Annotated in this window: 27 protein-coding genes; 22 read left to right on the plus strand and 5 right to left on the minus strand. The window is 69.3% G+C overall.

Annotated features, from left to right (window positions below; genetic code table 11):
• Positions 1-89 precede the first annotated feature (89 nt).
• The 9 genes from ACZ6WN_RS13830 (at position 90) to ACZ6WN_RS13870 (ending at position 8,118) form a co-directional block, all read left to right on the plus strand.
• The gene (locus tag ACZ6WN_RS13830) at positions 90-1,163 is read left to right on the plus strand and encodes an ABC transporter substrate-binding protein (RefSeq protein WP_465865231.1); all 1,074 of its coding nucleotides are present in this window, start codon (positions 90-92) and stop codon (positions 1,161-1,163) included.
• 8 nt (positions 1,164-1,171) lie between these two features.
• Entirely contained in the window at positions 1,172-2,062 is an 891-nt protein-coding gene (locus ACZ6WN_RS13835) for an ABC transporter permease (RefSeq protein ID WP_465865232.1), read from the plus strand.
• Positions 2,038-2,820, plus strand: a complete 783-nt coding sequence (locus tag ACZ6WN_RS13840; RefSeq protein ID WP_465865234.1) for an ABC transporter ATP-binding protein — start codon at positions 2,038-2,040, stop codon at positions 2,818-2,820. Before ACZ6WN_RS13835 ends, ACZ6WN_RS13840 begins: the two co-directional genes overlap by 25 nt.
• Positions 2,817-4,166 (plus strand): LLM class flavin-dependent oxidoreductase, encoded by a 1,350-nt coding sequence (locus ACZ6WN_RS13845; protein WP_465865236.1) that lies wholly within the window; start codon positions 2,817-2,819, stop codon positions 4,164-4,166. Before ACZ6WN_RS13840 ends, ACZ6WN_RS13845 begins: the two co-directional genes overlap by 4 nt.
• Positions 4,163-4,684 carry an NADPH-dependent FMN reductase gene (locus tag ACZ6WN_RS13850; RefSeq protein ID WP_465865238.1) on the plus strand — a complete coding sequence of 174 codons (522 nt, stop codon included), beginning with the start codon at positions 4,163-4,165 and terminating at the stop codon, positions 4,682-4,684. The genes ACZ6WN_RS13845 and ACZ6WN_RS13850 overlap by 4 nt, the downstream gene beginning before the upstream one ends.
• The gene (locus ACZ6WN_RS13855) at positions 4,681-5,190 is read left to right on the plus strand and encodes a flavin reductase family protein (protein ID WP_465865240.1); all 510 of its coding nucleotides are present in this window, start codon (positions 4,681-4,683) and stop codon (positions 5,188-5,190) included. Before ACZ6WN_RS13850 ends, ACZ6WN_RS13855 begins: the two co-directional genes overlap by 4 nt.
• 108 nt (positions 5,191-5,298) lie before the next feature.
• Positions 5,299-6,546, plus strand: a complete 1,248-nt coding sequence (locus ACZ6WN_RS13860; protein WP_465865242.1) for an ROK family protein — start codon at positions 5,299-5,301, stop codon at positions 6,544-6,546.
• A gap of 120 nt (positions 6,547-6,666) precedes the next feature.
• A complete protein-coding gene (locus tag ACZ6WN_RS13865) occupies positions 6,667-7,707 on the plus strand; it encodes an aldo/keto reductase (protein WP_465865244.1) in 1,041 nt (346 codons plus the stop codon).
• A gap of 69 nt (positions 7,708-7,776) precedes the next feature.
• Positions 7,777-8,118, plus strand: coding sequence for a hypothetical protein (locus ACZ6WN_RS13870; RefSeq protein ID WP_465865245.1), 342 nt, complete (start codon positions 7,777-7,779; stop codon positions 8,116-8,118).
• Positions 8,119-8,239: 121 nt separating this feature from the next.
• Here ACZ6WN_RS13870 and ACZ6WN_RS13875 read toward each other — a convergent pair whose 3' ends face one another.
• The 3 genes from ACZ6WN_RS13875 to ACZ6WN_RS13885 form a co-directional block, all read right to left on the minus strand.
• A complete protein-coding gene (locus ACZ6WN_RS13875; RefSeq protein WP_336737615.1) occupies positions 8,240-8,491 on the minus strand; it encodes a hypothetical protein in 252 nt (83 codons plus the stop codon).
• A 136-nt stretch (positions 8,492-8,627) separates the two neighbouring features.
• The gene (locus ACZ6WN_RS13880; protein WP_465865247.1) at positions 8,628-9,248 is read right to left on the minus strand and encodes a class I SAM-dependent methyltransferase; all 621 of its coding nucleotides are present in this window, start codon (positions 9,246-9,248) and stop codon (positions 8,628-8,630) included.
• Positions 9,249-9,254: 6 nt separating this feature from the next.
• Positions 9,255-9,881 carry a GNAT family N-acetyltransferase gene (locus ACZ6WN_RS13885; protein ID WP_465865249.1) on the minus strand — a complete coding sequence of 209 codons (627 nt, stop codon included), beginning with the start codon at positions 9,879-9,881 and terminating at the stop codon, positions 9,255-9,257.
• 271 nt (positions 9,882-10,152) lie between these two features.
• On the opposite strand from ACZ6WN_RS13885, the gene dop reads away from it, so the two are divergent.
• The 4 genes from dop to prcA all read left to right on the plus strand — a co-directional run bounded on the left by dop (position 10,153) and on the right by prcA (position 13,669).
• Positions 10,153-11,664: a depupylase/deamidase Dop gene (dop, locus tag ACZ6WN_RS13890; RefSeq protein ID WP_465865251.1), complete on the plus strand. Its 1,512-nt coding sequence runs from the start codon at positions 10,153-10,155 to the stop codon at positions 11,662-11,664.
• Positions 11,665-11,780: 116 nt separating this feature from the next.
• A complete protein-coding gene (locus ACZ6WN_RS13895) occupies positions 11,781-11,978 on the plus strand; it encodes a ubiquitin-like protein Pup (protein ID WP_008356645.1) in 198 nt (65 codons plus the stop codon).
• Positions 11,979-11,981: 3 nt separating this feature from the next.
• On the plus strand, positions 11,982-12,812 hold the full coding sequence (gene prcB / locus ACZ6WN_RS13900) for a proteasome subunit beta (protein ID WP_465865253.1): 831 nt from the start codon (positions 11,982-11,984) through the stop codon (positions 12,810-12,812).
• A 2-nt stretch (positions 12,813-12,814) separates the two neighbouring features.
• Positions 12,815-13,669, plus strand: coding sequence for a proteasome subunit alpha (prcA, locus tag ACZ6WN_RS13905; RefSeq protein WP_465865255.1), 855 nt, complete (start codon positions 12,815-12,817; stop codon positions 13,667-13,669).
• A 66-nt stretch (positions 13,670-13,735) separates the two neighbouring features.
• Here prcA and ACZ6WN_RS13910 read toward each other — a convergent pair whose 3' ends face one another.
• A complete protein-coding gene (locus ACZ6WN_RS13910; protein WP_465865257.1) occupies positions 13,736-14,176 on the minus strand; it encodes a VOC family protein in 441 nt (146 codons plus the stop codon).
• 99 nt (positions 14,177-14,275) lie between these two features.
• Between ACZ6WN_RS13910 and ACZ6WN_RS13915 the strand changes: the two genes are divergently transcribed.
• The gene (locus ACZ6WN_RS13915) at positions 14,276-15,217 is read left to right on the plus strand and encodes an endonuclease/exonuclease/phosphatase family protein (RefSeq protein ID WP_465865260.1); all 942 of its coding nucleotides are present in this window, start codon (positions 14,276-14,278) and stop codon (positions 15,215-15,217) included.
• Here the strand turns inward: ACZ6WN_RS13915 and ACZ6WN_RS13920 are convergent.
• Entirely contained in the window at positions 15,211-16,722 is a 1,512-nt protein-coding gene (locus ACZ6WN_RS13920) for a SulP family inorganic anion transporter (RefSeq protein WP_465865261.1), read from the minus strand. The two genes, ACZ6WN_RS13915 and ACZ6WN_RS13920, sit on opposite strands and share 7 nt — an antisense overlap.
• Before the next feature lie 167 nt (positions 16,723-16,889).
• On the opposite strand from ACZ6WN_RS13920, the gene pafA reads away from it, so the two are divergent.
• From pafA to ACZ6WN_RS13960, 8 genes are all read left to right on the plus strand, one after another.
• The gene (pafA, locus tag ACZ6WN_RS13925; RefSeq protein ID WP_465865263.1) at positions 16,890-18,251 is read left to right on the plus strand and encodes a Pup--protein ligase; all 1,362 of its coding nucleotides are present in this window, start codon (positions 16,890-16,892) and stop codon (positions 18,249-18,251) included.
• 96 nt (positions 18,252-18,347) lie between these two features.
• Positions 18,348-19,328: an FKBP-type peptidyl-prolyl cis-trans isomerase gene (locus tag ACZ6WN_RS13930; RefSeq protein WP_465865265.1), complete on the plus strand. Its 981-nt coding sequence runs from the start codon at positions 18,348-18,350 to the stop codon at positions 19,326-19,328.
• A gap of 24 nt (positions 19,329-19,352) precedes the next feature.
• Positions 19,353-20,336 (plus strand): helix-turn-helix transcriptional regulator, encoded by a 984-nt coding sequence (locus tag ACZ6WN_RS13935; RefSeq protein ID WP_465865267.1) that lies wholly within the window; start codon positions 19,353-19,355, stop codon positions 20,334-20,336.
• Positions 20,333-21,364 carry a helix-turn-helix transcriptional regulator gene (locus ACZ6WN_RS13940; RefSeq protein ID WP_465865269.1) on the plus strand — a complete coding sequence of 344 codons (1,032 nt, stop codon included), beginning with the start codon at positions 20,333-20,335 and terminating at the stop codon, positions 21,362-21,364. Before ACZ6WN_RS13935 ends, ACZ6WN_RS13940 begins: the two co-directional genes overlap by 4 nt.
• Before the next feature lie 39 nt (positions 21,365-21,403).
• Positions 21,404-21,697 carry a twin-arginine translocase TatA/TatE family subunit gene (gene tatA, locus ACZ6WN_RS13945; RefSeq protein ID WP_465865270.1) on the plus strand — a complete coding sequence of 98 codons (294 nt, stop codon included), beginning with the start codon at positions 21,404-21,406 and terminating at the stop codon, positions 21,695-21,697.
• An 8-nt stretch (positions 21,698-21,705) separates the two neighbouring features.
• Positions 21,706-22,551, plus strand: coding sequence for a twin-arginine translocase subunit TatC (tatC, locus tag ACZ6WN_RS13950; RefSeq protein WP_465865271.1), 846 nt, complete (start codon positions 21,706-21,708; stop codon positions 22,549-22,551).
• A gap of 17 nt (positions 22,552-22,568) precedes the next feature.
• Entirely contained in the window at positions 22,569-23,453 is an 885-nt protein-coding gene (locus ACZ6WN_RS13955; protein ID WP_465865272.1) for a diacylglycerol/lipid kinase family protein, read from the plus strand.
• Between the two features lie 30 nt (positions 23,454-23,483).
• On the plus strand, positions 23,484-26,264 hold the full coding sequence (locus ACZ6WN_RS13960; RefSeq protein ID WP_465865274.1) for a DEAD/DEAH box helicase: 2,781 nt from the start codon (positions 23,484-23,486) through the stop codon (positions 26,262-26,264).
• Positions 26,265-26,338: the final 74 nt, after the last annotated feature.

Here is a 26,338-nt window from a genome sequence, read left to right on the forward strand (position 1 = left end):
GAAACGGTGTGATGTAGATCACTCGCGTTCGACATATTTCAAAAAGGCGCATTGTTGTCGCTTAAGTCGAGTGAGTTGATCATATTTGCATGATCACCCCTACTCCACATCACTCGCTCGGCCGCAGGAGCTTCCTCGGACTCGTCGGAGGAGCGGTGCTCGGCACCACGGTGCTGAGCGCCTGCGGCCCCTCCAGCGAAGCCGGCGTGGCGACCAGCGCGCTGACCAAGCCTCTGCCCAGCGGCGCTCCGGCTGCCGCAACCAGCCTCAAGATCGCGGGCCGGTCGACCCAGCTCCAGCTCGAGGTGGCCGGAGCCGCCGTCGACCCACTCCGGTTCAAGGTCGAGGAGTGGGTCAACGCCAGCGCGGGGCCTGACGTCATCCAGGCCTTCCGTGCCCGTGCCGTCGACCTCGCCAGCAACGCGCTGATCCCGCCGATCCAGGCCCACGACATCGACTTCGACGCCAAGGTCGTCGCCTTGGCGGAGAAGCCGAAGCCCACCTACGTCTTCGCGACCGCCCCGGGCACCGACATCAAGGAGTTCGCCGACTTCAGGGGCAAGAAGCTCGCCTTCTCCCAGGGCCAGGCCCAGGGCGTCGTACTGCTGCGCACGCTCGACACCGCGGGGATCGGCTACGACGAGGTCGAGCTGGTCGCGCTCCCGAGCACCGGCTTCCTCACGGCGCTCCAGGCGAAGCAGGTCGATGTGGCGGTCACCGGAGGTGCCGACGCCGCCAAGTACCTCGCCGACTACGAGCGGGACGGCGCCCGGGCGATCAAGGCCGAGGAGGTCGACCTGCTGACCGTGCTCTGGTCGCCGACCGAGGTGCTCGCGAAGGAGGAGAACCTGCTCGCCGTCCAGGACTACGTCCGAGCCTGGTCCCAGGCGCAGGTCTGGGCCTGGGAGAACGCGGAGGCCTGGAAGAAGGCCTTCTACGTCGAGGACCAGGGCGTGAGCCCGGCGGAGGCGGACCTGATCTGGAAGGACACCAACAAGCCGCTGTTCCCCAAGAAGTGGGACGACGCGGTGACCTGGGGTCAGCAGACCATCGAGCTGCTGGCGAAGGGCGAGTTCATCAAGACCTTCGACGCCAAGGAGCTCTTCGACTTCCGCTTCGAAGGTCTGCCCGCCCAGTTCGTCGACGCCGAGTACACGAGATGAGGTAGGAGATGTCCAACACTGCACTCGTACGCTCCGTCGCAAGCCTCGCCCGACCCGTCGGTCGGCGCCCGTCGGAGGTGCCGAACGAGGCCGGCCTGGTCCAGGTCAAGGACCGCGCCAGGAAGTCCCGCCTCGGACGGGCGAAGTCCGTCCCGGGAGCGCGGCTGCTCGGCCCGCTGCTGGTCGTCGCCGTCTGGCAGGCGGCGGCCTCGGCCGGTCTGCTCGACCCCCGCCTGCTCACCGGCCCGGACGTGGTCGCACGTACGGCCTGGGAGCTCCTCCAGAGCGGGCGGCTCCAGGAGAACGTGGCGGCGTCGTTGCACCGTGCGCTCCTGGGACTCTTCCTGGGGACCACGGCGGGTGTCGTCCTCGCGGTCGTCGGCGGTCTGACCCGGGTCGGCGAGGCGTTCGTCGACGGCACTCTTCAGGTCAAGCGGGCCATCCCCAACCTGGCGCTCATCCCGCTGCTCATCCTGTGGCTGGGCATCGGCGAGGAGTTCAAGGTCACCGTCGTCGCGCTCGGCGTCCTGATCCCGATCTACATCAACACCTACGGAGCGCTGGTCGGCATCGACAGCAGGCTCGTCGAGCTCGCCGAAGCCCAGCGCCTGTCCAAGCTCCTCTACATCCGGAAGGTGCTGATCCCGGGCGCCCTCCCCGGCTTCTTCATCGGCTTCCGGCTCGCCGTGGTGGGCTCGTGGATGGCGCTGATCGTCGTGGAGACCATCAACGCGACCTCCGGGGTCGGCTACATGATGTCCCAGGCCCAGCAGTACGCGCAGTCCGACATCATCCTCGTCGGTCTGGTGGTCTACGGCATCTTCGGCTTCACCTCCGACGCGCTCGTGCGTCTCCTCGAAGGGAAGGTGCTGTCGTGGCGACACACGCTGCAGAAGTGACCACCGGTGCGGTCACGGCCGATGTGGCTGTCCGGGTCGAGGGGCTGGTCAGGGCGTTCGGCGACCGCACGATCCTCGACCACGTCGACCTGACCATCGCGCGGGGCGAGTTCGTGGCGTTGATCGGGCGCAGCGGCTCGGGGAAGTCCACGCTGCTGCGTGCCGTCGCGGGCCTCGACTACGACGTCGACGGCTCGGGCGAGCTGTGGACACCGCAGGAGGTCTCGCTGGTCTTCCAGGACTCCCGGCTGCTGCCGTGGGCGCGGATCCTCGACAACGTGACGCTCGGTCGTCGTGGCGCGGGCATCAAGCAGCGGGGCCGCCAGATGCTTGCCGAGGTCGGTCTCGCCGGACGCGAGAAGGCGTGGCCGCACGAGCTCTCCGGTGGTGAGCAGCAGCGGGCCGCGCTGGCGCGGTCGCTGGTCAGCGAGCCCGACCTGCTGCTCGCCGACGAGCCGTTCGGTGCGCTCGACGCGCTGACCCGGATCAAGATGCACGGCCTGCTCCGTGAGCTGCTCGGCAAGCACAGCCCGGCCGTCCTGCTGGTCACCCACGACGTCGACGAGGCCATCCACCTCGCCGACCGCGTGCTGGTCATCGACGAGGGCCGCTTCTCGCTCGATCTGACCATCGACCTGCCCGACGGTCACCCGGCAGGTCATCCCCGCTTCCAGGAGTACCGCGCGCAGCTGCTGACCGCCCTGGGCGTCAGCGAGGACGGCGCACCCGAAACCATCCACGAGGAGACCCCCGCATGAGCACGCCCGAGAAGAAGCTCCACCTCAACGCCTTCATCATGGACGTCGGTCACCACGAGGCGGCCTGGCGGCTGCCCGAGTCCGACCCGTACGCGATCTGGGACGTGGCCTACTACAAGAAGGTCGCGCAGATCGCCGAGCGCGGAAAGCTCGACTCGATCTTCTTTGCCGACGGCCCGGTGCAGAGCAACGACCCGTCTCGGCGGCCACCGGGAAAGCTCGAGCCGACGGTCCTGCTCACGGCCATCGCCGGCGCGACCGAGCACATCGGTCTGATCGCGACCGCGTCGACCTCCTACAACGAGCCGTTCAACCTCGCGCGCCGCTTCGCGAGCGTCGACATCGCCTCCGCCGGCCGGGTCGGCTGGAACATCGTGACGACCGCCGGTGCCGACGCCGCCCGCAACTTCGGCCTCGACGACGTGCCGGCCCACGCGGAGCGCTACGCCCGCGCCGACGAGTTCATCGACGTGGTCACCAAGCTCTGGGACAGCTGGGCCGACGATGCGACCGTGGCCGACAAGGAGGCCGGCGTCCACACGCTCAAGGAGAGGGTCCGGGCGATCAACCACCGGGGTCGCTTCTTCAGGGTCGACGGCCCGCTCAACTCTCCGCGTCCACCCCAGGGCTGGCCGGTGCTCGTCCAGGCCGGCTCCAGCGAGGACGGCAAGGAGCTGGCCGCGGCCTGGGCGGAAGCGGTCTTCACCGCTCAGCAGACCCTGGAGGACTCCCAGGCCTTCTACGCCGACCTCAAGGCCCGCACCGTCGGCCACGGTCGTGACGCCGAGAGCATCAAGATCCTTCCCGGGATCGTGCCGGTGATCGGCGACACCGAGGCCGAGGCACGGGAGCTGGAGGAAGAGCTCGAGCGGCTGATCAACCCCGAGCACCAGAAGCGGAATCTGGCGAGCCGGTTCAACCTCGACCCCGACACGCTCGACCTCGACAAGCCGCTCCCGCTCGACCTCCTGCCCAAGGAGGACGAGATCGAGGGCGCCAAGAGCCGCTACACGCTGATCGTCGATCTGGCGAGGAGGGAGAACCTCACGCTGCGCGAGCTCATCGCCCGCCTCGGTGGCGGCCGCGGCCACCGTACGTTCACGGGTACGCCGGTCCAGGTGGCCGACACCATCCAGCACTACTTCGAGAACGGAGCCGCCGACGGCTTCAACATCATGCCGGCGGTGCTTCCCAGCGGCCTGGAGAAGTTCGTGGACACGGTCGTCCCGATCCTCCAGGACCGTGGTCTGTTCCGCACCGAGTACGAGGGCGAGACCCTGCGCGACCGCTACGGCCTGGCCCGTCCGGCCAACCGGGTCCACAGCGAGCAGCAGGCGACGGCATGACCGGGAGCGTCCGGCCGGCCCCCACCACGGCTGTCGTGGTCGGCAACCCCAGACCCGCCAGCCGTACGCTGGCCGCGGCGGTCCTGCTGCACCGGGAGCTCCTCGGTCGCGACGCCGACATCGTCGTCGACCTCGCCGACCTCGGTGCGGAGATCCTCGACTGGAGCAGCTCCGCGGTCGCCGACCTGGTGAAGCAGGTGGGTGAGGCCGACCTCGTGATCGTCGCCTCACCCACGTACAAGTCCGCCTACACCGGTCTGCTCAAGGTGTTCCTGGACCGGTTCGCGGGCGGCACCGGCCTGACCGGGCTGGCGGTGCCACTGATGCTGGGGGCCGGACCCGCTCACGCGCTCGCGCCGGAGCTCACGCTCCGCCCCGTCCTCACCGAGCTCGGTGCCACCGTGCCCGGACGGGGCGTCTACGTGATCGACGCCGACCATGACGACCCGGCCGCCTATGCCGGCTGGCTCGACGCCACCCGGCCGACGATCGAGGCGCTGCTGGAGGTCCGCGGATGAGCCAGGCACCGTTCCCGACCAACCAGGACCTCGACGCTGCGCAGCTGCGCAGGGCGTTCGGCATCTTCCCCTCGGGTGTGGTCGCCGTGGCTGCCGTCGTGGACGGTGTTCCGGTGGGGCTGGCGGCCTCCTCGTTCCGCTCGGAGAGTCTGGATCCGCCGCTGGTGTCCTTCTCGATCGCCGCCACCTCGAAGACGTGGCCGGACCTGCGCCGGGCCGGCCGGCTCGGGGTGACCGTCCTGGCCGAGCATCACGGTGCCGTCGCCCGGCAGCTCAGCGGCGAGCCCGAGCGCCGCTTCGACGGGATCCTCACCTCGACCTCCGACGCGGGAGCCCTGGTCGTCGAGGACGGCATCGCCCGTTTCGACACGGAGATCCACCGGGAGGTCGAGGCCGGTGACCACATCATCGTGCTGCTCGAGGTCAAGGCGATCGAGCATCCGGACGCCGGGCAGCCGCTCGTGTTCCACCGCTCCGCGTTCGGGCGCCTCGCGACGCCTGCCTGAGCCCCACGCCGCTGGTGGCCGGTCCGCATGATGGATGACCGAACCGACGTCCGAGGTTTCGAGGAGGATTGTTAGTCAAGTAAGTAGGTCGAAATAGGTGGTGAAGTCGTGTCGTCCGAGCCGAGCGCTGATCGACCGGCCCCGGTGCGGCGCCGGTCCACGCGCCGGGTGGACCTGCCCCTACGTGCCGACCGGCGGGCATCGGGCAGCGCCGGTGCCGTGCTGCGCGCGGTGCTCGACCACGGACCGGTCGCCCGCAGCTCGATCGCGCGGTTGACCGGGCTCTCCGCGGCGTCCATCACCGGCCTCGCGGGGCAGCTGATCGAGCGAGGGATGCTGCGCGAGGCGCCCGAGGCCGCGGGTCCGCCGGGTGTCGGCCGGCCGCACATCCCCGTCGACATCGACACCGGGAGCGCCGTCGTGGTCGGCGCCCACATCGCGGTGCATCGGCTGACGGTCTCGCTTCACGACCTGCGCGGTCGACTGGTCGTCCAGCGTCAGGTCGAGCATCTTGACCGGTCCGCGGACGTGGTGCTGGCCGGGCTCGTGGACCTCGTCAACGACGTCGTCGCCCGCGAGGCGGGCGGACGCGACGTACTCGGCCTGGGGGTGGCTGCCGGAGGGTGGGTCGACGCCGACGCCGGGCGAGTGGTCGAGCATCGCCTGCTCGGCTGGCGCGACGTACGCCTGGGGGAGATGCTGGCGCGGGGGACCGGGCTACGGGTCGCCGTCGACGGTCACTCCCGCGCGCTGGTCCATGCCGAGCAGCTGTTCGGCGAGCATGCTCAGCGGGCCAGGTCCAGCATCGTCCACCTCTTCGTGGGCAACGTCGTCGACATCGCCTTCGCGAGCGGCGGCACGCTGCACCAGGGAGCTCGCTCGGCGGCGGGTGCGATCGCCCATGTCGCCGTCGACGGCAGCACCGAGCCGTGCCGGTGCGGGCGTACGGGCTGCTTCCAGGCAGAGGTGTCCGAGGAGACCCTCGTGCGCCGCGCCCGGGCGGCGGGGTTGACCGAGGATCCCGACTTCCGGGAGCTCGTGAGGCTGGCCGGAGAGGGCGACGCCGCCGTGGCACGGCTCTTCGAGGAGCGGGTGCGTACGGTCGGCCGGATGGCCGCGACCCTCGTCGACCTGCTCAACCCTGAGGTGCTCACGGTCGTCGAGGCCGGTGTGAACAGGGTTCCGGGGCTCCTCGATCTGCTGCGTTCGGAGGTCGCCGTCCGCTCTCTGACCTGCGAGGACCCGGTTCGCTCGGTGGTCGCGACCAGCTTTCCGGGACGGGTCCTGTCGATGGCCGGGGGCGCCACGGCGCTCGAGCGTGTGTACGCCGCGCCGCTGGCCGAGCCTGGGACGTGACGGGAGTCACCGGGCCGACGGTTACTTCAACGGTCCGCATAGTTGTCGAGTAATTCAGTGCATTGAATCATGTTCAGGCGTGCGCACCAGCTTCCGCTGTCGCAGGAATGAGGAGAACACATGACCATCGAGACCTCCAGCTACCGTCTGCTGGGACGTACCGGCGTCAGGGTCAGCCCGCTCACCTTGGGGACCATGATGTTCGGGGCCAACGGCAACCCCGACCACGACGACTCGATCCGGGTCATCCACACCGCCCTGGGCGCCGGGATCAACATCGTCGACACCGCGGACGTCTACTCACGGGGCGAGTCGGAGGAGATCGTCGGCAAGGCCCTCGCCGGGCGCCGCGACGACGTCTTCCTCGCCACCAAGTTCCACGGGTCGATGTCGGACACCGACCCCAACCAGCAGGGCAACTCGCGCCGCTGGATCATCCGTGAGGTCGAGAGCTCGCTGCGCCGGCTCCGGACCGATCACATCGACCTCTACCAGATCCACCGGCCGCGTCCCGAGACCGACATCGACGAGACCCTCTCGGCACTCTCCGACCTCGTGCACCAGGGAAAGATCCGATACTTCGGTACGACCACCTTCCTGCCGTCCCAGATCGTGGAGGCGCAGTGGACCGCCGAGAGGCGCAACCGGGAGCGGCCGGTGAGCGACCAGTCTCCCTACTCGCTGCTGGTGCGCCACAACGAGCGGGACCTGTTCCCCACTCTGCAGCGCTACGGCCTCGGCCAGCTGCCGTGGAGCCCGCTGGCCGGCGGCTGGCTCTCGGGTCGGCACGGCGGGGACGCCCCGGTCGTGTCCAGCCGAGCGCGGCGTCAGCCTGCTCGTCATGATCCGACTCTCCCCGAGAACGCGCTCAAGCTGCAGAAGGTCCAGCAGCTGCAGGAGCTCGCCGACGAAGCCGGCATCTCCCTGATCCACCTGGCGCTGGCCTTCGTGCTCCAGCACCCGGTCATCTCCTCGGTGATCATCGGCCCGCGCACCCTGGAGCAGCTGCAGTCTCAGCTCGATGTGGGGAAGGTGTCGCTGAGTGCCGACATCCTGGACCGCATCGATGAGATCGTGCCGCCCGGAACCACGGTCAACGAGGCGGACCGGGGCTACCGTCCCCCCGCCTTGGCCGACAGCTCCCAGCGGCGCAGATCGTGACCGAGGTCCCGGTGGAGCGCTCCGATATTCGGCGTCGCGGGCATGCCGTACGGCGGTATCGTCGCAGACGTGGCAGATGAGATGGGTCGCAAGGACGTCGAGGCGGGCTTGGAGGCCCGCCATGAGCTGGGCGATGCGTTCGACGCAGAGCTGGTCGCCGGCTTCGCCGACCGGATCGAGAAGACCGTCCAGGACCGGGTCGGCGCCACCGCCGCCGCCCGCACGCTCGCCGAGCGCAACGAGTCGCGCACCTCGGTCTTCCAGTTCGTGCTCGGCGCCGGCTCGGCCGTGGCCGGCATCCCGATCAGCATCACCCTCGGCGTCACCGACAACCTCGGCGCCCTGGTGATCTCCTGGGTCGGGCTCGTCGGCGTCAACGTCGCCCACGCGCTGCGTACGCGCAAGCGCTGAGGTCGGTGGGTCTGTTCGTCGAGGTATGCAGGAAACACGGCACTCCCCGTGCGGAACTCCGCTAGGGGGGTGCTGGCTCGGCTGCATACCTTGCCGAACAGACAGCCCGCCCGAGCGACCCTCAGGGCGCCGTGGTGGGGGCCGGGGCCCGCTGAGGTCGCTGCTGCTGCCACTCACGTGCGCTGGTCACGTAGATGGCGGAGTTGAGAACCACGCCGAGCAGGAAGCCGAACTGCCCGGTGACGAGGGCGAAGGCGGTCCAGGGGATCTGGGTGATGAGCAGGAAGTGCTGCGCCCACCAGACCTTTCTGCCGACGAGCGCCGTTCCGGCGACTCCGAGAAGGGTCAGGGCGTAGGACCAAAGATCGGTCACGAGGGTGCGAAGGCTTTCTCAAACGTGCATGCGGTGGCCCGGGTTCGCTGGTCCCGAGTTGCGGCGAAGATTCGCTTGGTAGAAATCTTGACGGCTGCGGCAGGGTATCGTCAAAGTGACGCGAATGTGCGCCGCGTCACGCTGAAGCGCGACCCGCGGACACGTATCCCCACGGCTTGGAGGCGGCCGGTCCAGGGAGGTAGTCCTGCTGTAGGAGATCGACCTGAAATCCCTGGTCGGCCAATAGTTTCGGGATGTCGCGGGTGAGGTGGCAGCCGCCGAAGAGGCGCTGCTGGAGGCCGTCGAGGCGATGCTGCCAGCGGGCGACGCCGGGGTCGGGGGAGAGACCGTGCTCGGCGAAGCCGATGGTGCCGCCGGGACGCAGAACCCGGCGCAGCTCAGCGAGCGCTCCCGCGACGTCGGGGATGGTGCACAGCGAGAAGGTGACCAGCCCGGTGTCGACCGAGGCGTCGGCGAGCGGGAGCCGGGCGCCGTCGAGGCCGACGCGGGTCACCGGGACCGATGATGCCGAGCGTCGCGAGGAGGAGAGCTGCCAGGCGACGTCGGAGGGCTCGACGGCGACGATCTCGGTGACCTCGGCCGGATAGAGGCCGATGTTGCTCCCGCTGCCGAAGCCGATCTCGACGACCTGGCCGCGGAGACCGTCACAGGCCCTCTCGCGCAGCGGGTCGAGCTGAGCGATCCCGCAGGCGCGATCCACGATGTGCGGCACCACCCGCGCTTCCCAGAGTCCCATGGAAGCTCACTCTTCCATCTCCCCGGTCCACTGCACCCCGAGGAGCAGAGTGTCCTCGGTTTCGGCGATCGTCGTGAACCCCACGCGCCGGTAGAACCCGACGGCGCGGGTGTTGGCGGTGCTGACGCCGAGGTGCGCGCCGCGTACGCCCGCGACGTGGAAGGCGCCGAGCATCATCCCGATCAGCTCCTTGCCGACTCCCTGGCCCTGGGCGCGGGGGAGCAGGTTGATGTGCAGGTGTGCCGGGAACTCGCTCAACAGTTCGCCGGGCGTACGCACCGGCCGATGGATCAGGGAGCGCAGCCGGGCGTTCCAGTCGGTGCGGTCGTGGTCGGGACCGGGATCCGGGTTGACCACCCGCAGGGCGGGCCACCAGTCCTCCTCGCACTCCTTCTCGAAGGCGCGGGTGAACGGGGTGCCGACGACGTAGCCCACCACGCCCTCGGAGTCGACCGCCACGAACCCGAGCCCGAGGCGCAGCACGATGTAGGGAGCGGCGTAGATGTTTCCCGGCAGCCGCGGGTCGTCGTAGAACTCGGTGGCGTCCTCGCCCGATGCGCCGGTGAGCAGGCAGATCGAGAAGATGTCGTCGAGGTCGTCGGCGGTGGCCCGCCGGATCTCAGGAGTGCCCATGGTCCAACCTCACCATGACCCGTCTCCGCCGTCTGCGCCGCCTCCACCACCGCGGGAGGAGGCCGAGCAGGCATAGCATCTCACGTGCGGGAATCCTCCTGGTTCCGTCCAGCCGAACAACTTCCGTCAACCTCAGCGTGGCGTGTGGATGCTCACGTGCCTTCGTGCACGTGGCCGGTAGCCTTGCAGGCATGAGCGAGCGTCAGCGAGCGACAATCGGCCTCATGCCGCCACGTCCGTATTCTTGCGCTTGCGCTACGGAGGTGGCGGGATGAGCGTACGACGGGTGATGGGCACGGAGGTCGAATACGGAATTTCCGTGGCCGGACAGCCCCAGGCCAACCCGATGGTGGCGTCCTCGCAGGTCGTCAATGCGTACGCATCCTCGACCCTGAAGGCGAGGAGAGCGCGCTGGGACTTCGAGGAGGAGTCGCCGCTGCGCGACGCGCGCGGGTTCGACATGTCGAGGCAGGTGGCCGACCCCAGCCAGCTCACCGACGAGGATCTCGGGCTCGCCAACGTCATCCTCACCAACGGCGCGCGGCTCTACGTCGACCACGCCCACCCGGAGTTCTCCTGCCCCGAGGTGACCAACCCGCTGGACGCGGTGCGCTGGGACAAGGCCGGCGAGCAGGTGATGCTCGACGCCTCCCGTGCCGCCGCGCGGCTGCCGGGCAACCCGCAGATCCATCTCTACAAGAACAACACCGACAACAAGGGTGTCTCCTACGGGGCGCACGAGAACTTCCTCATGCGCCGCTCGACCGCGTTCGCCGACATCGTCAAGCATCTGACCCCGTTCTTCGTCTCCCGGCAGGTCTTCGCCGGCGCCGGCCGGGTCGGGATCGGCCAGGAGCGCCCCAAGCACGGCTTCCAGATCTCCCAGCGCGCCGACTTCTTCGAGGTCGAGGTCGGGCTGGAGACCACGCTCAAGCGGCCGATCATCAACACCCGCGACGAGCCCCACGCCGACCCGGAGAAGTACCGGCGCCTCCACGTGATCCTCGGTGACGCCAACCTCGCCGAGATCTCGACCTACCTCAAGGTCGGGAGTACGTCGCTGGTGCTCGCCATGATCGAGGACGGCTACATCACCCGCGACCTCAGCGTCGACGGTCCGGTCTCGGCGTTGCGCGCGGTCTCCCACGACCCGTCGCTGAAGACCCTGATCACGCTCAAGGACGGTCGCAAGCTGACCGGTGTCCAGCTCCAGATGGAGTATCTGGACCTGGCCAAGAAGTTCGTCCAGGAGCGCTACGGCTCCGACGCCGACTACCAGACCAAGGACGTCCTGGAGCGCTGGGAGTCGGTCCTCGACCGCCTCGAGCGCGACCCGATGGAGTGCGCCACCGAGCTCGACTGGGTGGCCAAGTACAAGCTCCTGCTCGGCTACCGCGACCGTGACGGTCTGGAGTGGGACGACCCCAAGCTCCACCTGATCGACCTGCAGTACGCCGACATCCGCCCCGAGAAGGGTCTCTACCAGCGCCTCGTCCGCGCCGGCCGGATCGAGCGGCTGCTGACCGACGACCTGGTGGAGAAGGCGATGCACGAGCCGCCGACCGACACCCGGGCCTACTTCCGCGGCCGCTGCCTGGAGAAGTACTCCGAGAACGTCGCCGCGGCGAGCTGGGACTCGGTCATCTTCGACCTGCCCGGTCGCGAGTCGCTGCAGCGGGTGCCGACCATCGACCCGCTGCGTGGCACCAAGAAGCACGTCGGCGGCCTGCTCGACTCCTCCGACACCGCCGTCGACCTGTTCAACCGGCTGACCGGTTCCTGAGCGTCGATCGCGACTCGTGCCACATCTCGGTCCAACGTTCGACTTCTGCTTCCTCCCGTAGCGAAATCGGGCATTGTTTCCTCAGGTTTGTCGGTGCTAGTGGATAGGTTGAAGACATGGCACAGGAGCAGAAGCAGCCGAAGAAGTCCTCCGAGACGGAGGAGTCCGTCGAGACCGCGCCCGAGACCGATGTGAACGAGCGCAAGGAAGCGCTTGACTCCGACGTCGACGACATCCTGGACGAGATCGACGACGTCCTGGAGACCAACGCCGAGGACTTCGTGAAGTCCTTCATCCAGAAGGGCGGGCAGTAGCAGATGTCGGAGTCCCGTATCCCGGCGGCCTACATGACGCCGGGCACCTCGTCCTTTGCCGATTTCTTGACCGCCCAGTCCCCAGAGCTGCTCCCGGGGCACCACCCGGTCCCGGGCAACCTGGGCGACATCGCCCCGCACGGCACCACGATCGTCGCGGCCACCTTCCCCGGTGGCGTGATCATCGCCGGTGACCGGCGCGCGACCCAGGGCAACCTGATCGCCGAGCGCGACATGCGCAAGGTCTTCCCGTCCGACGAATACTCCGCGGTCGGCATCGCCGGCTCGGCGGGGCTCGCGGTCGAGCTGGTCAAGCTCTTCCAGACCGAGCTGGAGCACTACGAGAAGATCGAGGGCACCACGCTCTCGATCGAGGGCAAGGCCAGCCGCCTCTCCGCGCTCGTGCGCGGCAACCTCGCGATGGCCATGCAGGGCCTGGTCGTGGTCCCGCTCTTCGTCGGGTTCGACCCCGACGCGGGCCTGGGCAAGATCTATGGGTACGACCCGACCGGCGGCCGCTACGAGCAGACCGGGTACGCCGGCGTCGGCTCGGGCTCGCTGTTCGCCAAGGGCGCGCTCAAGAAGCTCTACCGGCCCGACCTCGACGAGAACACCCTGGTCGCGGTCCTGGTCCAGGCGCTCTACGACGCGGCCGACGACGACTCGGCCACCGGCGGACCCGACCTGTCCCGCAGGCTGTTCCCGCTGGTCCACGTGATCACCGCCGACGGCGGGCACACCCTGCCCGACGCCGAGGTCGCCGCGGTCGCCGAGGCTGTCATCGCCGGGAGGCTCCAGCGGCCCGACGGTCCCATCGCCGAGCTGGAGGCCTGATCATGAGCACTCCCTTCTACGTCTCCCCAGAGCAGCTGATGCGCGACCGCGCGGACTTCGCGCGCAAGGGCATCTCCCGGGGCCGGGCCCTGGTCTCGCTGCAGTACGCCGACGGCATCGTGTTCGCCTCCGAGAACCCCTCGGCGGCGCTGCACAAGGTCAGCGAGATCTACGACCGGATCGCCTTCGCCGCGGTCGGGCGCTACAACGAGTTCGAGAATCTCCGCATCGCCGGGGTGAGGCTGGCCGACATGCGCGGCTACGCCTACGACCGGCGTGACGTCACCGGTCGTGGCCTGGCCAACGCCTACGCCCAGACCCTCGGCACGATCTTCTCCTCGGGCGGGGAGAAGCCCTACGAGGTCGAGCTCTTCGTCGGCGAGATCGGCGACTCCGCCGCGGACGACCAGCTCTACCGGCTCACCTACGACGGCCAGGTCGTCGACGAGCACGGCTTCGCCGCCATCGGCGGCGCCGCCGAGGCGGTGGGTGGCTACCTCAAGGAGCGCTACACCGAGGGCGCCTCGCTCGAGGACGCCATCAAGCTGGCCGTGGCCGCGCTCGGCCACACCGAGACCGAGGACCGGGAGATCGAGGCGAAGAACCTCGAGGTCGCGGTCCTCGACCGCAACCGCACCCAGCCGCGCAAGTTCCGCAGGATCCGGCCGGCCACGCTGGTCGAGATCCTCGGCTCGGCCGTCGCCACCGCGGAGGTCGGGGCAGCCGAGCCGGCCGCCGTCGAGCCACCCCCCGAGAAGCCGGCCGAGAAGCCAGCCGAGAAGCCGGTCGACGAGGCCCCCTTGGCCCCGCCGGCCGACGACGACGGCGAGCCGCCGATCGCTCCGCCGCTCGACTGAGTCCGAGAACGTGGGAGTGCGGGGGTCACCTGGTGACCTCAGCACTCCCACGTTCGTCTGCGGAGCTCAGCCGATCCGGTCGGAGAGCGAGACGACGATGCCCTCCGGGCCCCGGACGTACGCCATCCGCACGATGTTCTCGTGCACGCCGACGCCTCCGACGAGCCCGTAGCCGTGCGCGGCCAGCCGCTCCAGCTCCGCATCGAGGTCGTCGACCTCGAAGCAGACGTTGCGCAGGCCCAGCTCGTTGGCCATCGCCCCGGGTGAGCCGGGGGTGTGGTCGGGCCGGACGAAGCGGGCGAGCTCGAGGGCGGTGCCGCCACCCGGAGGCCGCAGCATCACGACCTCGCAGCGGGCTCCGGGGATGCCGCAGACGGTGTCGATGAACTCGCCCTCCACGAACGTGCGGCCCTCGATCTCCAGGCCGAGGCCGACGAAGAACTCGGTGGCCTTGTCGATGTCGGCGACGGTGACGCCGATGTGGTCGAAGCGCAGCTGCTGGGTCATGACTCTCATCCTCGTGTCTGTCGGGTGTCTCTGCCCGGTGAACGAGGCCGGCACGCCGTTGTCTACATCGTCATGGCCGGTTGGCTAGGGTCGCTGGACGTGGAGGTGGACAGGTCGCCGTGGCGGCGAGGGAGGCTGCTCGCGCTCGCGGCGGTCATGCTCGCGATGGTGATCGGCCTGCACGCGCTGGTGCCGAACCACTGGGGCAATCTGGCTTCGCTGGTCGCGACGTTCCTGCCGTGGCTCGTCCTGGCGGTCCCGGTGCTGGTCCTGGCCGCGGTGCTGCGGCGCTCGGCCCTCGCCGCGGTGCTCGCGCTGACCCCGCTCGCCGCCTGGGCAGGTGTGTTCGGCCCGCGGCTGATGCCCGTCGAGGCGGCGGCGTACGACCTCACGGTGGTGCAGCACAACGTCGCCGACGACAATCTCGACATCGAGCGCACCGTCGATCTCCTGCTGGCCGAGGATCCTGACATCGTGGCGCTCGAGGAGCTCACCTCCGAGAACCTCCCGCAGTACGAGGCGATCCTGGGCCGCACGTTCGAACACCACGCGACCCAGGGGACGGTCGGGCTCTGGTCGCGGCACCCGATCTCGGAGCGTACGCGGGTCGACATCCGTCCGGCGGGCATCGGGGCGTCCTGGGACCGGTGCCTGCGAGCGGTCGTCCGGACCCCGGAGGGCGAGGTGACCGTCTACGTGGCACACCTTCCCTCCGTCCGGCTGGGTCCGCGCGGGCTCGCGGCTCACAGCCGCAACCGGAGCGCCGAGCTGCTGGCCGAGGCGATCGCCGAGGACCCGGCGCCGGAGGTGCTGCTGGCCGGCGACCTCAACGGGAACCTGATGGATCCGGGGCTCGCCCCCATCACCGACGAGGTCTCGCGCGAGGAGCACGGCTTCCGGTTCACCTTCCCCTCGGCGGCGCCCGTCGTGCAGCTCGACCATGTCCTCGCGCGTGGTGCCGAGGTGACGGAGCTGACGGTGCTCCCACGCTCGGGCAGCGACCATCTGCCGGTGGCGGCGAAGGTGTCGCTGGGTCAGTGACCGCTGAGCCGACCGGTCAGCCGCTCGTGCCGGTCGGCGCTGGACCGGTTGAGGCCCACGATGCGTACGGACTTGTTCTTGGTCTCGTACTTGTGGGTGATCGCGTCGAGCGCCGCGACCGTGGAGGCGTCCCAGATGTGGGACTCGGAGAGGTCGATGACGATCTCGTCGGGATCCTCGGCGTACTCGAACTGGGTGTAGAGGTCGTTGCTGGAGGCGAAGAAGAGCTCGCCGGTGACCCGGTAGACGGCGCGCACGCCGCCGTCGGCGCCCGCGACGAGCTCGCGGTGCGTCTCGGTCAGGTGGGCGACACGGCGCGCGAAGAGCGTCATCGCGACCAGGACCCCCACGATGACCCCGATCGCGAGGTTGCGGGTCCCGACGGTGACGGCGACGGTCGTGAGCATCACCGCCGTCTCCGAGAGCGGCATCCGCCGCAGGGTGGCCGGCCGGACCGAGTGCCAGTCGAAGGCGCTGACCGAGACCATGATCATCACCGCGACCAGGGCCGCCATCGGGATCAGCCCCACGACGTCGCCGAACCCGACGACCAGGACGAGCAGGAAGATGCCGGCGAGGAAGGTGGACAGGCGCGTACGGGCGCCGGAGACCTTGACGTTGATCATCGTCTGGCCGACCACCGCGCAGCCGCCCATGCCCCCGAACAGGCCGGTGATCAGGTTCGCGAGGCCCTGAGCACCCGCCTCGCGGGTCTTGTCGGAGGGGGTGTCGGTGATGTCGTCGACGAGCTTGGCGGTCAACAGCGACTCGAGCAGGCCGACCAGCGCCATCCCCAGGGCGTAGGGGGCGATGATCTGCAGCGTGTCGACGGTGAGCGGTACGTCGGGCAGGAACCAGGTCGGCAGGCTGTCGGGCAGCTCGCCCTGGTCGCTGACGTTCGGCACGTCGACCGCGCCGATGACGGTGAAGGCGGTGAGCGCCACGATCGCCACCAGCGGGGCGGGGATCACCTTGGTGATCCGCGGGAAGCCGACGATGACGGCGATGCCGGCGGCGATCATCGGGTAGACCGCCCAGGGCACGCCGACCATGTGGACGATCTGCGCCTCGAGGACGAGGATCGCCAGCGCGTTGACGAAGCCGACCATCACCGAGCGGGGCAGGAAGCGCATCAGCCGGGCCACCCCGGCCAGTGCCAGGGCGATCTGGATCAGCCCGCCCAGGAGCACCGTCGCGATCAGGTAGTCGTAGCCGTGGTCCCGCATCACCGGGGCGATCACCAGCGCGACCGCGCCGGTGGCCGCCGAGATCATCGCCGGCCTCCCGCCCAGGAACGAGATGGCCACCGCCATCGTGAACGAGGCGAACAGACCGACCCGCGGGTCGACCCCGGCGATGATCGAGAACGAGATCGCCTCGGGGATCAGCGCGAGCGCGACGACGAGACCCGCCAGCACCTCGGTACGCAGCATCTTCGGCGAACGCAGCGCGGCGAGGACCCCCGGCTGGTCGGCCGGGGAGGACGGAGGCAGGGGCGACGGCACGAGCCGCAATCCTAGGGCCGGGCCGCCGCCGTCCCGGCTTCGTGAGCGGTGTGAGATTCGACCCGTCCGGCGCCCGGTGCGCACCGACGTGCCGGTGGGCGGCGCGGCTCGCCGTGTCGTACCTCCGAACGCCTCCGGAGTGACCGCCGACCGTCTAGGGTTTCAGTATGGACAGGCGCATCTTCGGCATCGAGAACGAGTACGGCGTGACCTGCACGTTCCGTGGCCAGCGGCGGCTGAGCCCGGACGAGGTGGCCCGCTACCTCTTCCGCAAGGTGGTGAGCTGGGGCCGCAGCTCGAACGTGTTCCTCCGCAACGGCGCGAGGCTCTACCTCGACGTCGGCTCCCACCCCGAGTACGCCACGCCCGAGTGCGACGACGTGATCTCGACCGTCACGCACGACAAGGCGGGGGAGCGGATCCTGGAGGGGCTGCTCCTCGATGCCGAGCAGCGGCTGCACGACGAGGGCATCGCCGGCGACATCTACCTGTTCAAGAACAACACCGACTCGGCCGGAAACTCCTACGGCTGCCACGAGAACTACATGGTCAGCCGCGCCGGGGAGTTCTCCAAGCTCGCCGACGTGCTCATCCCGTTCCTGGTCACCCGTCAGCTGATCGTCGGCGCGGGGAAGGTCACCCACACGCCCCGCGGCGCCGGGTTCGCGGTGAGCCAGCGTGCCGAGCACATCTGGGAGGGCGTCTCGTCCGCGACGACGCGGTCGAGGCCGATCATCAACACCCGCGACGAGCCGCACGCGGACGCCGAGAAGTACCGGCGACTCCACGTCATCGTCGGCGACTCGAACATGTCCGAGACCACCACGATGCTCAAGATCGCCAGCTGCCACCTGGTGCTGCGGATGATCGAGGAGGGCGTCGTCCTGCGGGACATGACGATGGAGAACCCGATCCGCGCCATCCGCGAGATCGCCCACGACCTGACCGGTCGTCGCAAGGTGCGGCTGGCCAACGGCCGCGAGGCCAGCGCGCTGGACATCCAGAACGAGTACCTCTCCAAGGCGCGCGAGTTCGTCGACCGCCGCGAGATCACCGACCCGACCATGCTCGCCTCCCTCGACCTGTGGGAGCGGGGCCTGAAGGCGATCGAGTCCGACGACCTCTCCCTGGTCGACCGCGAGATCGACTGGGTGATCAAGTGGAAGCTGATCGACCGCTACCGCGCCAAGCACGGCCTTCCGCTGGGCCACGCGCGCGTAGCTCAGCTCGACCTCGCCTACCACGACATCCACCGCAACCGCGGCCTCTACTACCTGCTGGAGAAGAAGGGCGCGGTCAAGCGGGCGACCACCGACCTGAAGATCTTCGAGGCCAAGTCGGTGCCGCCGCAGACCACCCGGGCCCGGCTCCGTGGCGAGTTCATCAAGAAGGCGCAGGAGCGCCGCCGCGACTTCACCGTCGACTGGGTCCATCTCAAGCTCAACGACCAGGCCCAGCGCACCGTGCTGTGCAAGGACCCGCTCAAGGCGTACGACGAGCGCGTGCAGCGGCTGATCGACGGCATGTAGAACAGCTGCCGGGGTGGCTTCGCCGCGGGGTAACCACCGGGCGGATATGGTGTGCTCCGCTGTCGTCTATCTATTCACGTCACGAAGGTTTGCACTGTGCCCACTGCTCCTCGGCCTCGTCTGCGCCATGCGCTGAGCGCGCTGGCCGTCACCCTGCTCATCCCGGCTCTGGTCGCCTGCGGCGGCGAGGAGAAGACGGGGTACGGCGACGAGACCGTCTCCGGCTTCGACGGCGTCACCGTCTCGACCGCGGTCGACAAGGCGCCCACGCTGAAGTGGAAGTCCGAGATCGCCTACCCCAAGGACCCCAAGGTCAAGACGCTGACCGAGGGCGAGGGTGAGGAGATCCCGAAGGACCGCGGCGTGTTCGCCAAGATCTACATCGGCAACGCCACCACGCTGGACAAGGACTGGTCCTACGAGAGCCAGTCCGCCGAGGGCGAGGAGCTCCCGGCGGAGAAGCCGTGGAGCACCATCTTGAAGGGCGCCAAGGTCGGCGACCGGATCGAGGCCATCGTCGGCTCGGCCGACCTGCTCGGCGAGGGCGGCAACCCGCAGATGGGCATCGGCAACCACGACACGCTGCTGGTCGTCGTCGACGTGGTCAAGCCCGCCGCCGACAAGACGCCGCACGACGTCGACGCCTCCGAGCTCCCGAAGGTCGTGGAGAAGAACGGCAAGCCGACCGGGTTCGACTTCACCGGCATCGCGAAGCCGAAGGCCGACGACGTGCTCAAGCGGGTCATCGTGACCGAGGGCGACGGCGAGGAGATCACCACCGACCAGACGGTCACCGCCAACTACCTCGGCATGACCTACGGCGCCAAGAAGCCCTTCGACGAGAGCTTCAGCAAGGAGGCCGTGCCGTTCGCCCTCAACCAGGTGGTCGCGGGCTGGACCAACGGCCTCGAGGGCGTCAAGGTCGGCAGCCGTGTTCTGCTGCAGATCCCGCCGGAGCTGGGCTACGGTGCAGAGGAGAAGCCGGGCCAGGGCGGCACGCCGGGGATCCCGGCCAACAGCACGCTCTACTTCGTCATCGACGTCGTCAAGGCCGAAGCCACCCCGGCGCCGCAGTAGAAGAGTCTCTAGGGGGAGAACACCGTGGCGGCGGGTAAGACCGAGCGGTTGATGAACCTGCTCATCATGCTGCTCGTGCAGCGTGACAACGTGTCGAAGGAGCGGATCCGCGAGGTCCTCTACCCGTCGTCCCACGGTGAGGCGTTCGAGAAGATGTTCGAACGCGACAAGGAGGAGCTGCGCAGCCTCGGTGTGCCGATCGAGACCGGGGTGATCGACTCCTTCTTCGAGGACGAGATCGGCTACCGGGTCAGCCCCGAGCAGTTCGCGCTGCCGCCGATCACCCTCGAGGCCGACGAGCTCGCGGTCGTCGCCCTGGCCACCAGGGTCTGGGAGAACGCCTCGATGGCGGAGGCGACCACGGAGGCCGTACGCAAGCTCAACGCCGCCGGGCTCGAGACCGACGTCTCGGCGCTGGAGATCGTGCAGCCGCGGCTGGCCGCCGAGGAGGGCTCCTTCGACGTCTTCGTGGCCGCGACCCAGGACCGGCAGATCGTCGAGTTCGACTACCGCGGGTCACGGGCGGCCGAGCCGTCCCATCGGCTGCTGCAGCCCTGGGGCGTGGTGCGCTACTCGGGACGTTGGTACGCCGTGGGCCATGACGTCGACCGCGACGACACCCGCATCTTCCGGCTCTCCCGCGTCCTGGGGGAGGCTCGGGCGGTCGGCGAGTTCGACGCCTTCGAGGTGCCGGCCGAGGTGGACGTACGCGATATCGCACGAGACCTGGCGCCGGCGCCGCCCACGGGGAAGGCCGTCCTGCTGCTGCGGCAGGGGAGCGGCTACACGCTGCGCCGGGCCGCCGATTCGACCGAATCCGGGGTCAGTGGTCCCGATGGTCGCGACGACTGGGACCGCGTCGTGCTGACCCGGGTGCCCGCCGACCTGGTCGGGGCGGTGCTGGGGCACGGCCCCGACGCCTACGTCGAGGAGCCCGAGGACCTGCGCCACGAGGTCGGAGCGCGGCTGGAGCGGCTGGTCGCCCGCCTGGACGGAGTCGATCGATGAGTGCCACCGGTGCCAAGGGACAGGTCGGCCGGCTGCTGACGCTGGTGCCCTACCTCTACTCCCAAGAGGTCGACGTACGCCTCGACAAGGCCGCCGCCGACCTCGGTGTCGAGGAGAAGCAGCTGGTCAAGGACCTGCAGGTGCTCTTCATGTGCGGCCTGCCCGGTGGCTATCCCGACGACCTGATCGACGTCGACATCGACGCGCTGACCGAGCCCGACGGCGACCGGGTCATCCGGATCTCCAACGCCGACTACCTCGACCGCCAGCTGCGGCTGACCCCGATCGAGGCCACCGCCGTGATCGTCGCGCTCCGCGCGCTGCGCGGCGGAGCGGTGAGCGCGGAGACCAAGGAGGTCGTCGACCGCACGCTGGCCAAGCTCGAGCAGGCGGCCGCCGAGGGCGCTGCGGCGCGCGTCGATCCCGGCGAGGAGTCGATCGACACCTCGCTGGTCCAGATCCATGCCGCGATCGCGACCGCGATCGACCAGGGCCGTCAGGTCCGCATCGACTACTGGGTCCCGGCGCGCGACGAGGAGTCCTCGCGGGTCATCGATCCGCGCGCGCTGGTCTCGATCCGCGACATCGAGTATCTCGACGCCTGGTGCCACACGGCCGAGGCGCCACGCAGCTTCCGCCTCGACCGGATCCGGGGCGCGGAGGTGCTTGACACGCCGATCGTGGTCGCGCCGGAGATCAAGGACGGCGCGGATCTCGACAACGGGAGCGAGTCGGTGCTGCGTACGGACTCCGGCACGGTCGTCCGCGTGCGGCTGGCCGCCGAGGCCCGCTGGGTCGGTGAGTACTACGCGGTGATCGACCCGGTCGAGCTGCCCGGTGGTGGTCTCGAGGTGGGGCTGCGGGTCTACGACCAGCGGTGGCTCACCCGCTTCCTGCTGCGACTGGCGCCCTATGCTGAGATCGTCGAGGCCGACGACGGCCGCCAGACGCAGACACGCACAGAGTTCACTGAATCGTTTGCCGAGACTGCACGGCAGGCTCTCGGCCTGTACCGTTCGGACGCGTAGACTTCAAGCGTTCCCCCTAAGACGTAGATGAGGTAGTTCATGTTCACTCCATTGATCGGTATGCCGCAGGGAGCCGAGTGGCTCATCATCCTGGCGATCGTGATCCTCGTCTTCGGCGCCGCCAAGCTTCCCGAGCTCGCCCGCGGCACCGGTCAGGCGCTGCGCATCTTCAAGTCCGAGACCAAGGGTCTTCGCGACGAGGACGAGAAGGAGAAGGGCGACAAGGTCGAGAAGCCGGCCGAGCTCACCGCTTCCGAGCAGGAGCGCATCGCCGAGCTCGAGCGTCGTGAGGCCGAGATCAGGGCCGAGCGCGAGCGCCTCTCCGGCAACTGAGGCCGACATTGTCCATCGCCGGTGTTGTCGCGCTCCTGCGCGGCACCCCCAAGCACGCCATCGGCGACGACGGCCGGATGGCGCTCTCCGACCACCTGCGTGAGCTTCGCGCGCGGGTGATCAAGGCGTCCCTGGCCCTGATCGTCGGTTTCATCGTCTCGCTGTTCTTCTTCGAGCAGCTCTTCGACCTGGTCATGGACCCGTATCTCCAGGCCGTCAAGATGATGGACCAGGAGGGCGGCGCTGCCTCGCTGAGCTCCGTCAACGGCGCCGCGGGCGGCTTCATGCTCTACCTGAAGCTGTGCGGTCTGGCGGCGCTGATCGGCACCGCGCCGATCTGGCTCTACCAGATCTGGGCGTTCCTGATGCCGGGCCTGCACGCGCACGAGAAGCGGATGTCGCGGATCTTCGTGGCTGTCGCCGGGCCGCTCTTCCTGGTCGGCGTCGTGCTGGGCTACGTCACCTTGCCCAAGGGCCTGGAGATCCTGTTCGCCTTCGTCCCCGACGGGCTGACCAACATCGTCGAGTTCAGCGAATACCTGAGCTTCCTCAGCCGTACGCTGCTGGTCTTCGGCATCGCCTTCGAGATCCCGGTCTTCTGCATCCTGCTCAACCGGATCGGGGTCCTGCCCGGCGCCGCGCTCGGGAAGTACCGTGCCTGGATCATCGTCGGCTCCTTCGTCTTCGCCGCGGTGGCGACGCCGTCGGGTGACCCGTTCACGATGAGCATCATGGCCATCCCGATGGTCCTGCTCTTCGGGATCTCCGAGGTGATCACGCGGTCCCACGACAAGCGCAAGGCGGCCAAGCGCGAGGACAGGATCGGGGATCCTGACGTCCCGTCGGTGATCTGACCACTACGATGCGGCAGGTGACGCGCCAGATCGCCCTGCTCGCCAACCCCACCGCCGGCCGCGGCAACGCCGACCAGATCCTCGACGCGGTCACCGCGAGGCTCGCCGCCTCGGGCGCGGTCGTCGAGCACCTGATCGGCGACGACGCCGACCACGCCCTCGAGCTGGCCCGGAAGGCGGCCGCCGACGGCGTCGACACGGTCGTGACCCTCGGCGGCGACGGCATGGTCCACGTCGCGGTCCAGGCGCTGGCCGGCACCGAGGTCGACCTCGGCGTCGTCCCGCTCGGCACCGGCAACGACTTCGCACGGGCCCTCGGGATCCCGACGGGCGATCCGCTGGCCGCCGCGGACGTCGTCGTACGTCACCACTCCCGCCGTATCGACCTGGGGCGCAGCGGGGACACCTGGTTCGCGACCGTCCTGGCCGCCGGGTTCGACGCGGCCGTCAACGAGCGGGCCAACGCGATGCGCTGGCCGCACGGCGACCTCCGCTACACGCTCGCCGCGCTGGCGGTGATCCGTAGCTGGAAGCCGGTGCCCTACCGGCTCGAGATCGACGGTGTCGTGCGCGAGCAGGAGGCGATGCTTCTGGCGGTCGCCAACACCGAGTCGTACGGCGGTGGCCTGCGGATCGCGGCGGAGTGCGACCCCGCCGACGGCCTGCTGGACGCCATCCTCATCAAGCCGGTCTCACGGCTGGAGTTCCTGCGCGTCTTCCCCGGCGTACGCCAGGCCAAGCACCTCACCCACCCGGCCTTCGAGCGCATCCGCGCCCGCCGGATCACCGCCTCCGCGCCCGGCGTGATCGCCTACAGCGACGGGGAGCGCCTCGGGCCGCTGCCGCTGGAGGTCGAGTGCGTACCGTCCGCTCTGGGCGTACTCGTGCCGCCGCCCACCTGATTGTCGGTGTCGGTCGATAGGCTCGGGGCCATGGACGCCTCGCCAGCGGAGAAGTACGCCGCTTTCAAGCGTGACAAGGACTTCCCCGTCTTCCGGGACTTTGCCTCGCTCTACGACTTCGGGCTCGACGACTTCCAGATCCAAGCGTGCAGGGAGATCGAAGAGGGCAAAGGTGTCCTGGTCGCCGCGCCCACCGGGTCGGGCAAGACGATCGTCGGTGAGTTCGCCATCCACCTGGCGCTCGCGACCGGCCGCAAGGCGTTCTACACCACCCCGATCAAGGCGCTCTCCAACCAGAAGTACAACGACCTGGTCAAGCGCTACGGACCCGACCAGGTCGGCCTGCTGACCGGCGACAACGTCGTCAACGGCGAGGCACCGGTCGTGGTGATGACCACCGAGGTGCTGCGCAACATGCTCTATGCGGGCTCGCGCACGCTGATGGGCCTCGGGTTCGTGGTCATGGACGAGGTCCACTACCTCGCCGACCGCTCCCGCGGCGCGGTCTGGGAGGAGGTCATCATCCACCTGCCCGAGTCGGTCTCGGTGGTGTCCCTCTCAGCGACCGTGTCCAACGCCGAGGAGTTCGGCGAGTGGCTCACCACGGTGCGTGGTGAGACCACCACGATCATCGAGGAGAAGCGGCCGGTGCCGCTCTACCAGCACGTGATGGCGGGCCGGCGGATCATGGACCTGTTCGCCTCCTCCGACGTCGACGCAGCGGCCGGGTTCGTCAAGGAGGGCGCCCCGGTCAACGGCGAGCTGATGAGGCTGGCGCGCGACGACTGGGCCGCCGGGCGGATGACCGACCGGCGCACCCCCAAGGACAAGCGCAAGGGCAACGGCAACCGGCGCGTGGGCAACGGGCGCCGCGTCTGGATCCCGTCGCGCGTGGAGGTCATCACCGCGCTGCAGCGCGAGAACATGCTGCCGGCGATCAACTTCGTCTTCTCCCGGGTCGGCTGTGACGCGGCGGTGAGCCAGTGCATCCAGGCCAACCTGCGCCTGACCACGCCCGAGGAGCGCGACGAGATCTTCGGCTACGTCGAGGAGGCCTGCGCCGACCTGCCCGACGAGGACCGTCACGTCCTCGGCTACCACGACTGGATCGACGGCCTGACCCGCGGCGTCGCCGCCCACCATGCCGGGCTGCTGCCGGCGTTCAAGCAGGTCGTCGAGGAGCTGTTCCTGCGCGGGCTGGTGAAGGCCGTCTTCGCCACCGAGACGCTCGCGCTGGGCATCAACATGCCCGCCCGCACGGTGGTCATCGAGAAGCTCTCGAAGTGGAACGGCGAGGCCCACGTCAACCTCTCGCCGGGGGAGTACACCCAGCTCGTCGGTCGCGCCGGCCGTCGCGGCCTCGACGTCGAGGGCCACGGCGTCGTGCTCTGGCAGCAGGGGCTCAACCCGCGCGAGCTCGCCGGCCTCGCCTCGACCCGCACCTATCCGCTGCGGTCGAGCTTCCGGCCGTCCTACAACATGGCGGTCAACCTGGTGCACCAGTTCGGGCGGGCGCGCTCGCGCGAGCTGCTGGAGCAGTCCTTCGCGCAGTTCCAGGCCGACAAGGCGGTTGTCGGGCTGGCCCGCCAGGTGCGCAAGGCCGAGGACGCGCTCGAGGGCTACCAGGAGGCCGCGACGTGCGACCGCGGTGACTTCATGGAGTACGCCGCGATCCGCCGCAAGATCTCCGACGTCGAGAAGTCCTCCTCCCGCGAGCGGCGTGCCGACCGCCGCGAGGAGATCATCGAGTCGCTCTCCAAGCTGAAGATCGGTGACGTGATCGACGTGCCGACGGGCAAGTTCGCCGGTTATGCGGTCATCGTCGACCCGGGCTTCGACCCGGACGGGCCGCGTCCCTACGTGATCACCCAGGACCGGCAGGCCCGCCGCCTGGCGATGATGGACTTCAACGTGCCGATCGTCGCCCAGACCCGGCTGCGGGTGCCGAAGTCGTTCAACGGCCGCAACCCGCAGATGCGCCGCGACATGGCCTCCCGGCTGCGGGAGAAGACCCGCGACCTGCGACCGGTGCCCTACGAGGGCTCTCCGACCGCTCGCAAGGAGCGCAAGAGCTCGGTGGAGACCCAGATCTCCGAGCTGCGCCGCGAGCTGAAGCTGCACCCCTGCCACGACTGCCCCGACCGCGAGGACCATGCCCGCTGGGCCGAGCGCTGGTTCAAGCTCTCGCGCGACACCGACACCCTGCGTCGCCGGGTGGAGGCGCGTACGAACACGGTCGCGCGCACCTTCGACCGGGTCTGCGACGTGCTGGTCGCCCTCGACTATCTCGAGGGCGAGACCGTCACCGAGCGCGGCACCCATCTGATGCGGCTCTACTCCGAGATGGACCTGGTCGCCGCCGAGGCGCTCCGCGAGGGACTCTGGGACGACCTGACCCCCTCAGAGCTCGCCGCCGCGCTCTCGGTGCTGGTCTACGAGGCCCGTCGCGCCGACGACGCCACCCCGCCCCGCCTCCCCGGCGGTCGGGTCAAGGACGTCATCGCCGAGACCGTACGGCTGTGGGGCCAGCTCGACGCCCTCGAGCGCGACCACAAGCTCGACTTCCTCCGCCAGCCCGACCTCGGCTTCGCCTGGGCCGCCTACCGCTGGGCCGAGGGCGACGACCTCGACGACGTCCTCGAGGTCGTCGAGCTCGCCGCCGGTGACTTCGTGCGCTGGATGAAGCAGCTCATCGACATGTGCGGCCAGGTCGCCGACGCCGCCGGCGACGTCCCCCTGCGGCGTACGGCCCGCCAGACCATGGACCTCCTCAAGCGCGGCGTCGTGGCGTACTCCTCCGTCGTGGAGTAGCCCCGCTGATCAAATAACGCCGAGACGTCAGTTCTCGGCGCCGAGACGTCAGTTTCTGGACCCGATCCGCAGCG

The sequence above is a fragment of the Nocardioides sp. NPDC054178 genome (assembly GCF_055585005.1).

Bases quoted from the DNA above. Each gene is read 5' to 3' on its own strand.
- prcA (WP_465865255.1), top strand. From the start codon at position 12,815: ATGAGCACTCCCTTCTACGTCTCCCCAGAGCAGCTGATGCGCGACCGC.
- dop (WP_465865251.1), top strand. From the start codon at position 10,153: ATGAGCGTACGACGGGTGATGGGCACGGAGGTCGAATACGGAATTTCC.
- ACZ6WN_RS13830 (WP_465865231.1), top strand. From the start codon at position 90: ATGATCACCCCTACTCCACATCACTCGCTCGGCCGCAGGAGCTTCCTC.
- ACZ6WN_RS13940 (WP_465865269.1), top strand. From the start codon at position 20,333: ATGAGTGCCACCGGTGCCAAGGGACAGGTCGGCCGGCTGCTGACGCTG.
- tatA (WP_465865270.1), top strand. From the start codon at position 21,404: ATGTTCACTCCATTGATCGGTATGCCGCAGGGAGCCGAGTGGCTCATC.
- ACZ6WN_RS13835 (WP_465865232.1), top strand. From the start codon at position 1,172: ATGTCCAACACTGCACTCGTACGCTCCGTCGCAAGCCTCGCCCGACCC.
- ACZ6WN_RS13855 (WP_465865240.1), top strand. From the start codon at position 4,681: ATGAGCCAGGCACCGTTCCCGACCAACCAGGACCTCGACGCTGCGCAG.
- ACZ6WN_RS13895 (WP_008356645.1), top strand. From the start codon at position 11,781: ATGGCACAGGAGCAGAAGCAGCCGAAGAAGTCCTCCGAGACGGAGGAG.
- ACZ6WN_RS13960 (WP_465865274.1), top strand. From the start codon at position 23,484: ATGGACGCCTCGCCAGCGGAGAAGTACGCCGCTTTCAAGCGTGACAAG.
- ACZ6WN_RS13885 (WP_465865249.1), bottom strand. From the start codon at position 9,881: ATGGGCACTCCTGAGATCCGGCGGGCCACCGCCGACGACCTCGACGAC.
- ACZ6WN_RS13865 (WP_465865244.1), top strand. From the start codon at position 6,667: ATGACCATCGAGACCTCCAGCTACCGTCTGCTGGGACGTACCGGCGTC.
- prcB (WP_465865253.1), top strand. From the start codon at position 11,982: ATGTCGGAGTCCCGTATCCCGGCGGCCTACATGACGCCGGGCACCTCG.
- ACZ6WN_RS13880 (WP_465865247.1), bottom strand. From the start codon at position 9,248: ATGGGACTCTGGGAAGCGCGGGTGGTGCCGCACATCGTGGATCGCGCC.
- ACZ6WN_RS13850 (WP_465865238.1), top strand. From the start codon at position 4,163: ATGACCGGGAGCGTCCGGCCGGCCCCCACCACGGCTGTCGTGGTCGGC.
- ACZ6WN_RS13845 (WP_465865236.1), top strand. From the start codon at position 2,817: ATGAGCACGCCCGAGAAGAAGCTCCACCTCAACGCCTTCATCATGGAC.
- ACZ6WN_RS13910 (WP_465865257.1), bottom strand. From the start codon at position 14,176: ATGACCCAGCAGCTGCGCTTCGACCACATCGGCGTCACCGTCGCCGAC.
- pafA (WP_465865263.1), top strand. From the start codon at position 16,890: ATGGACAGGCGCATCTTCGGCATCGAGAACGAGTACGGCGTGACCTGC.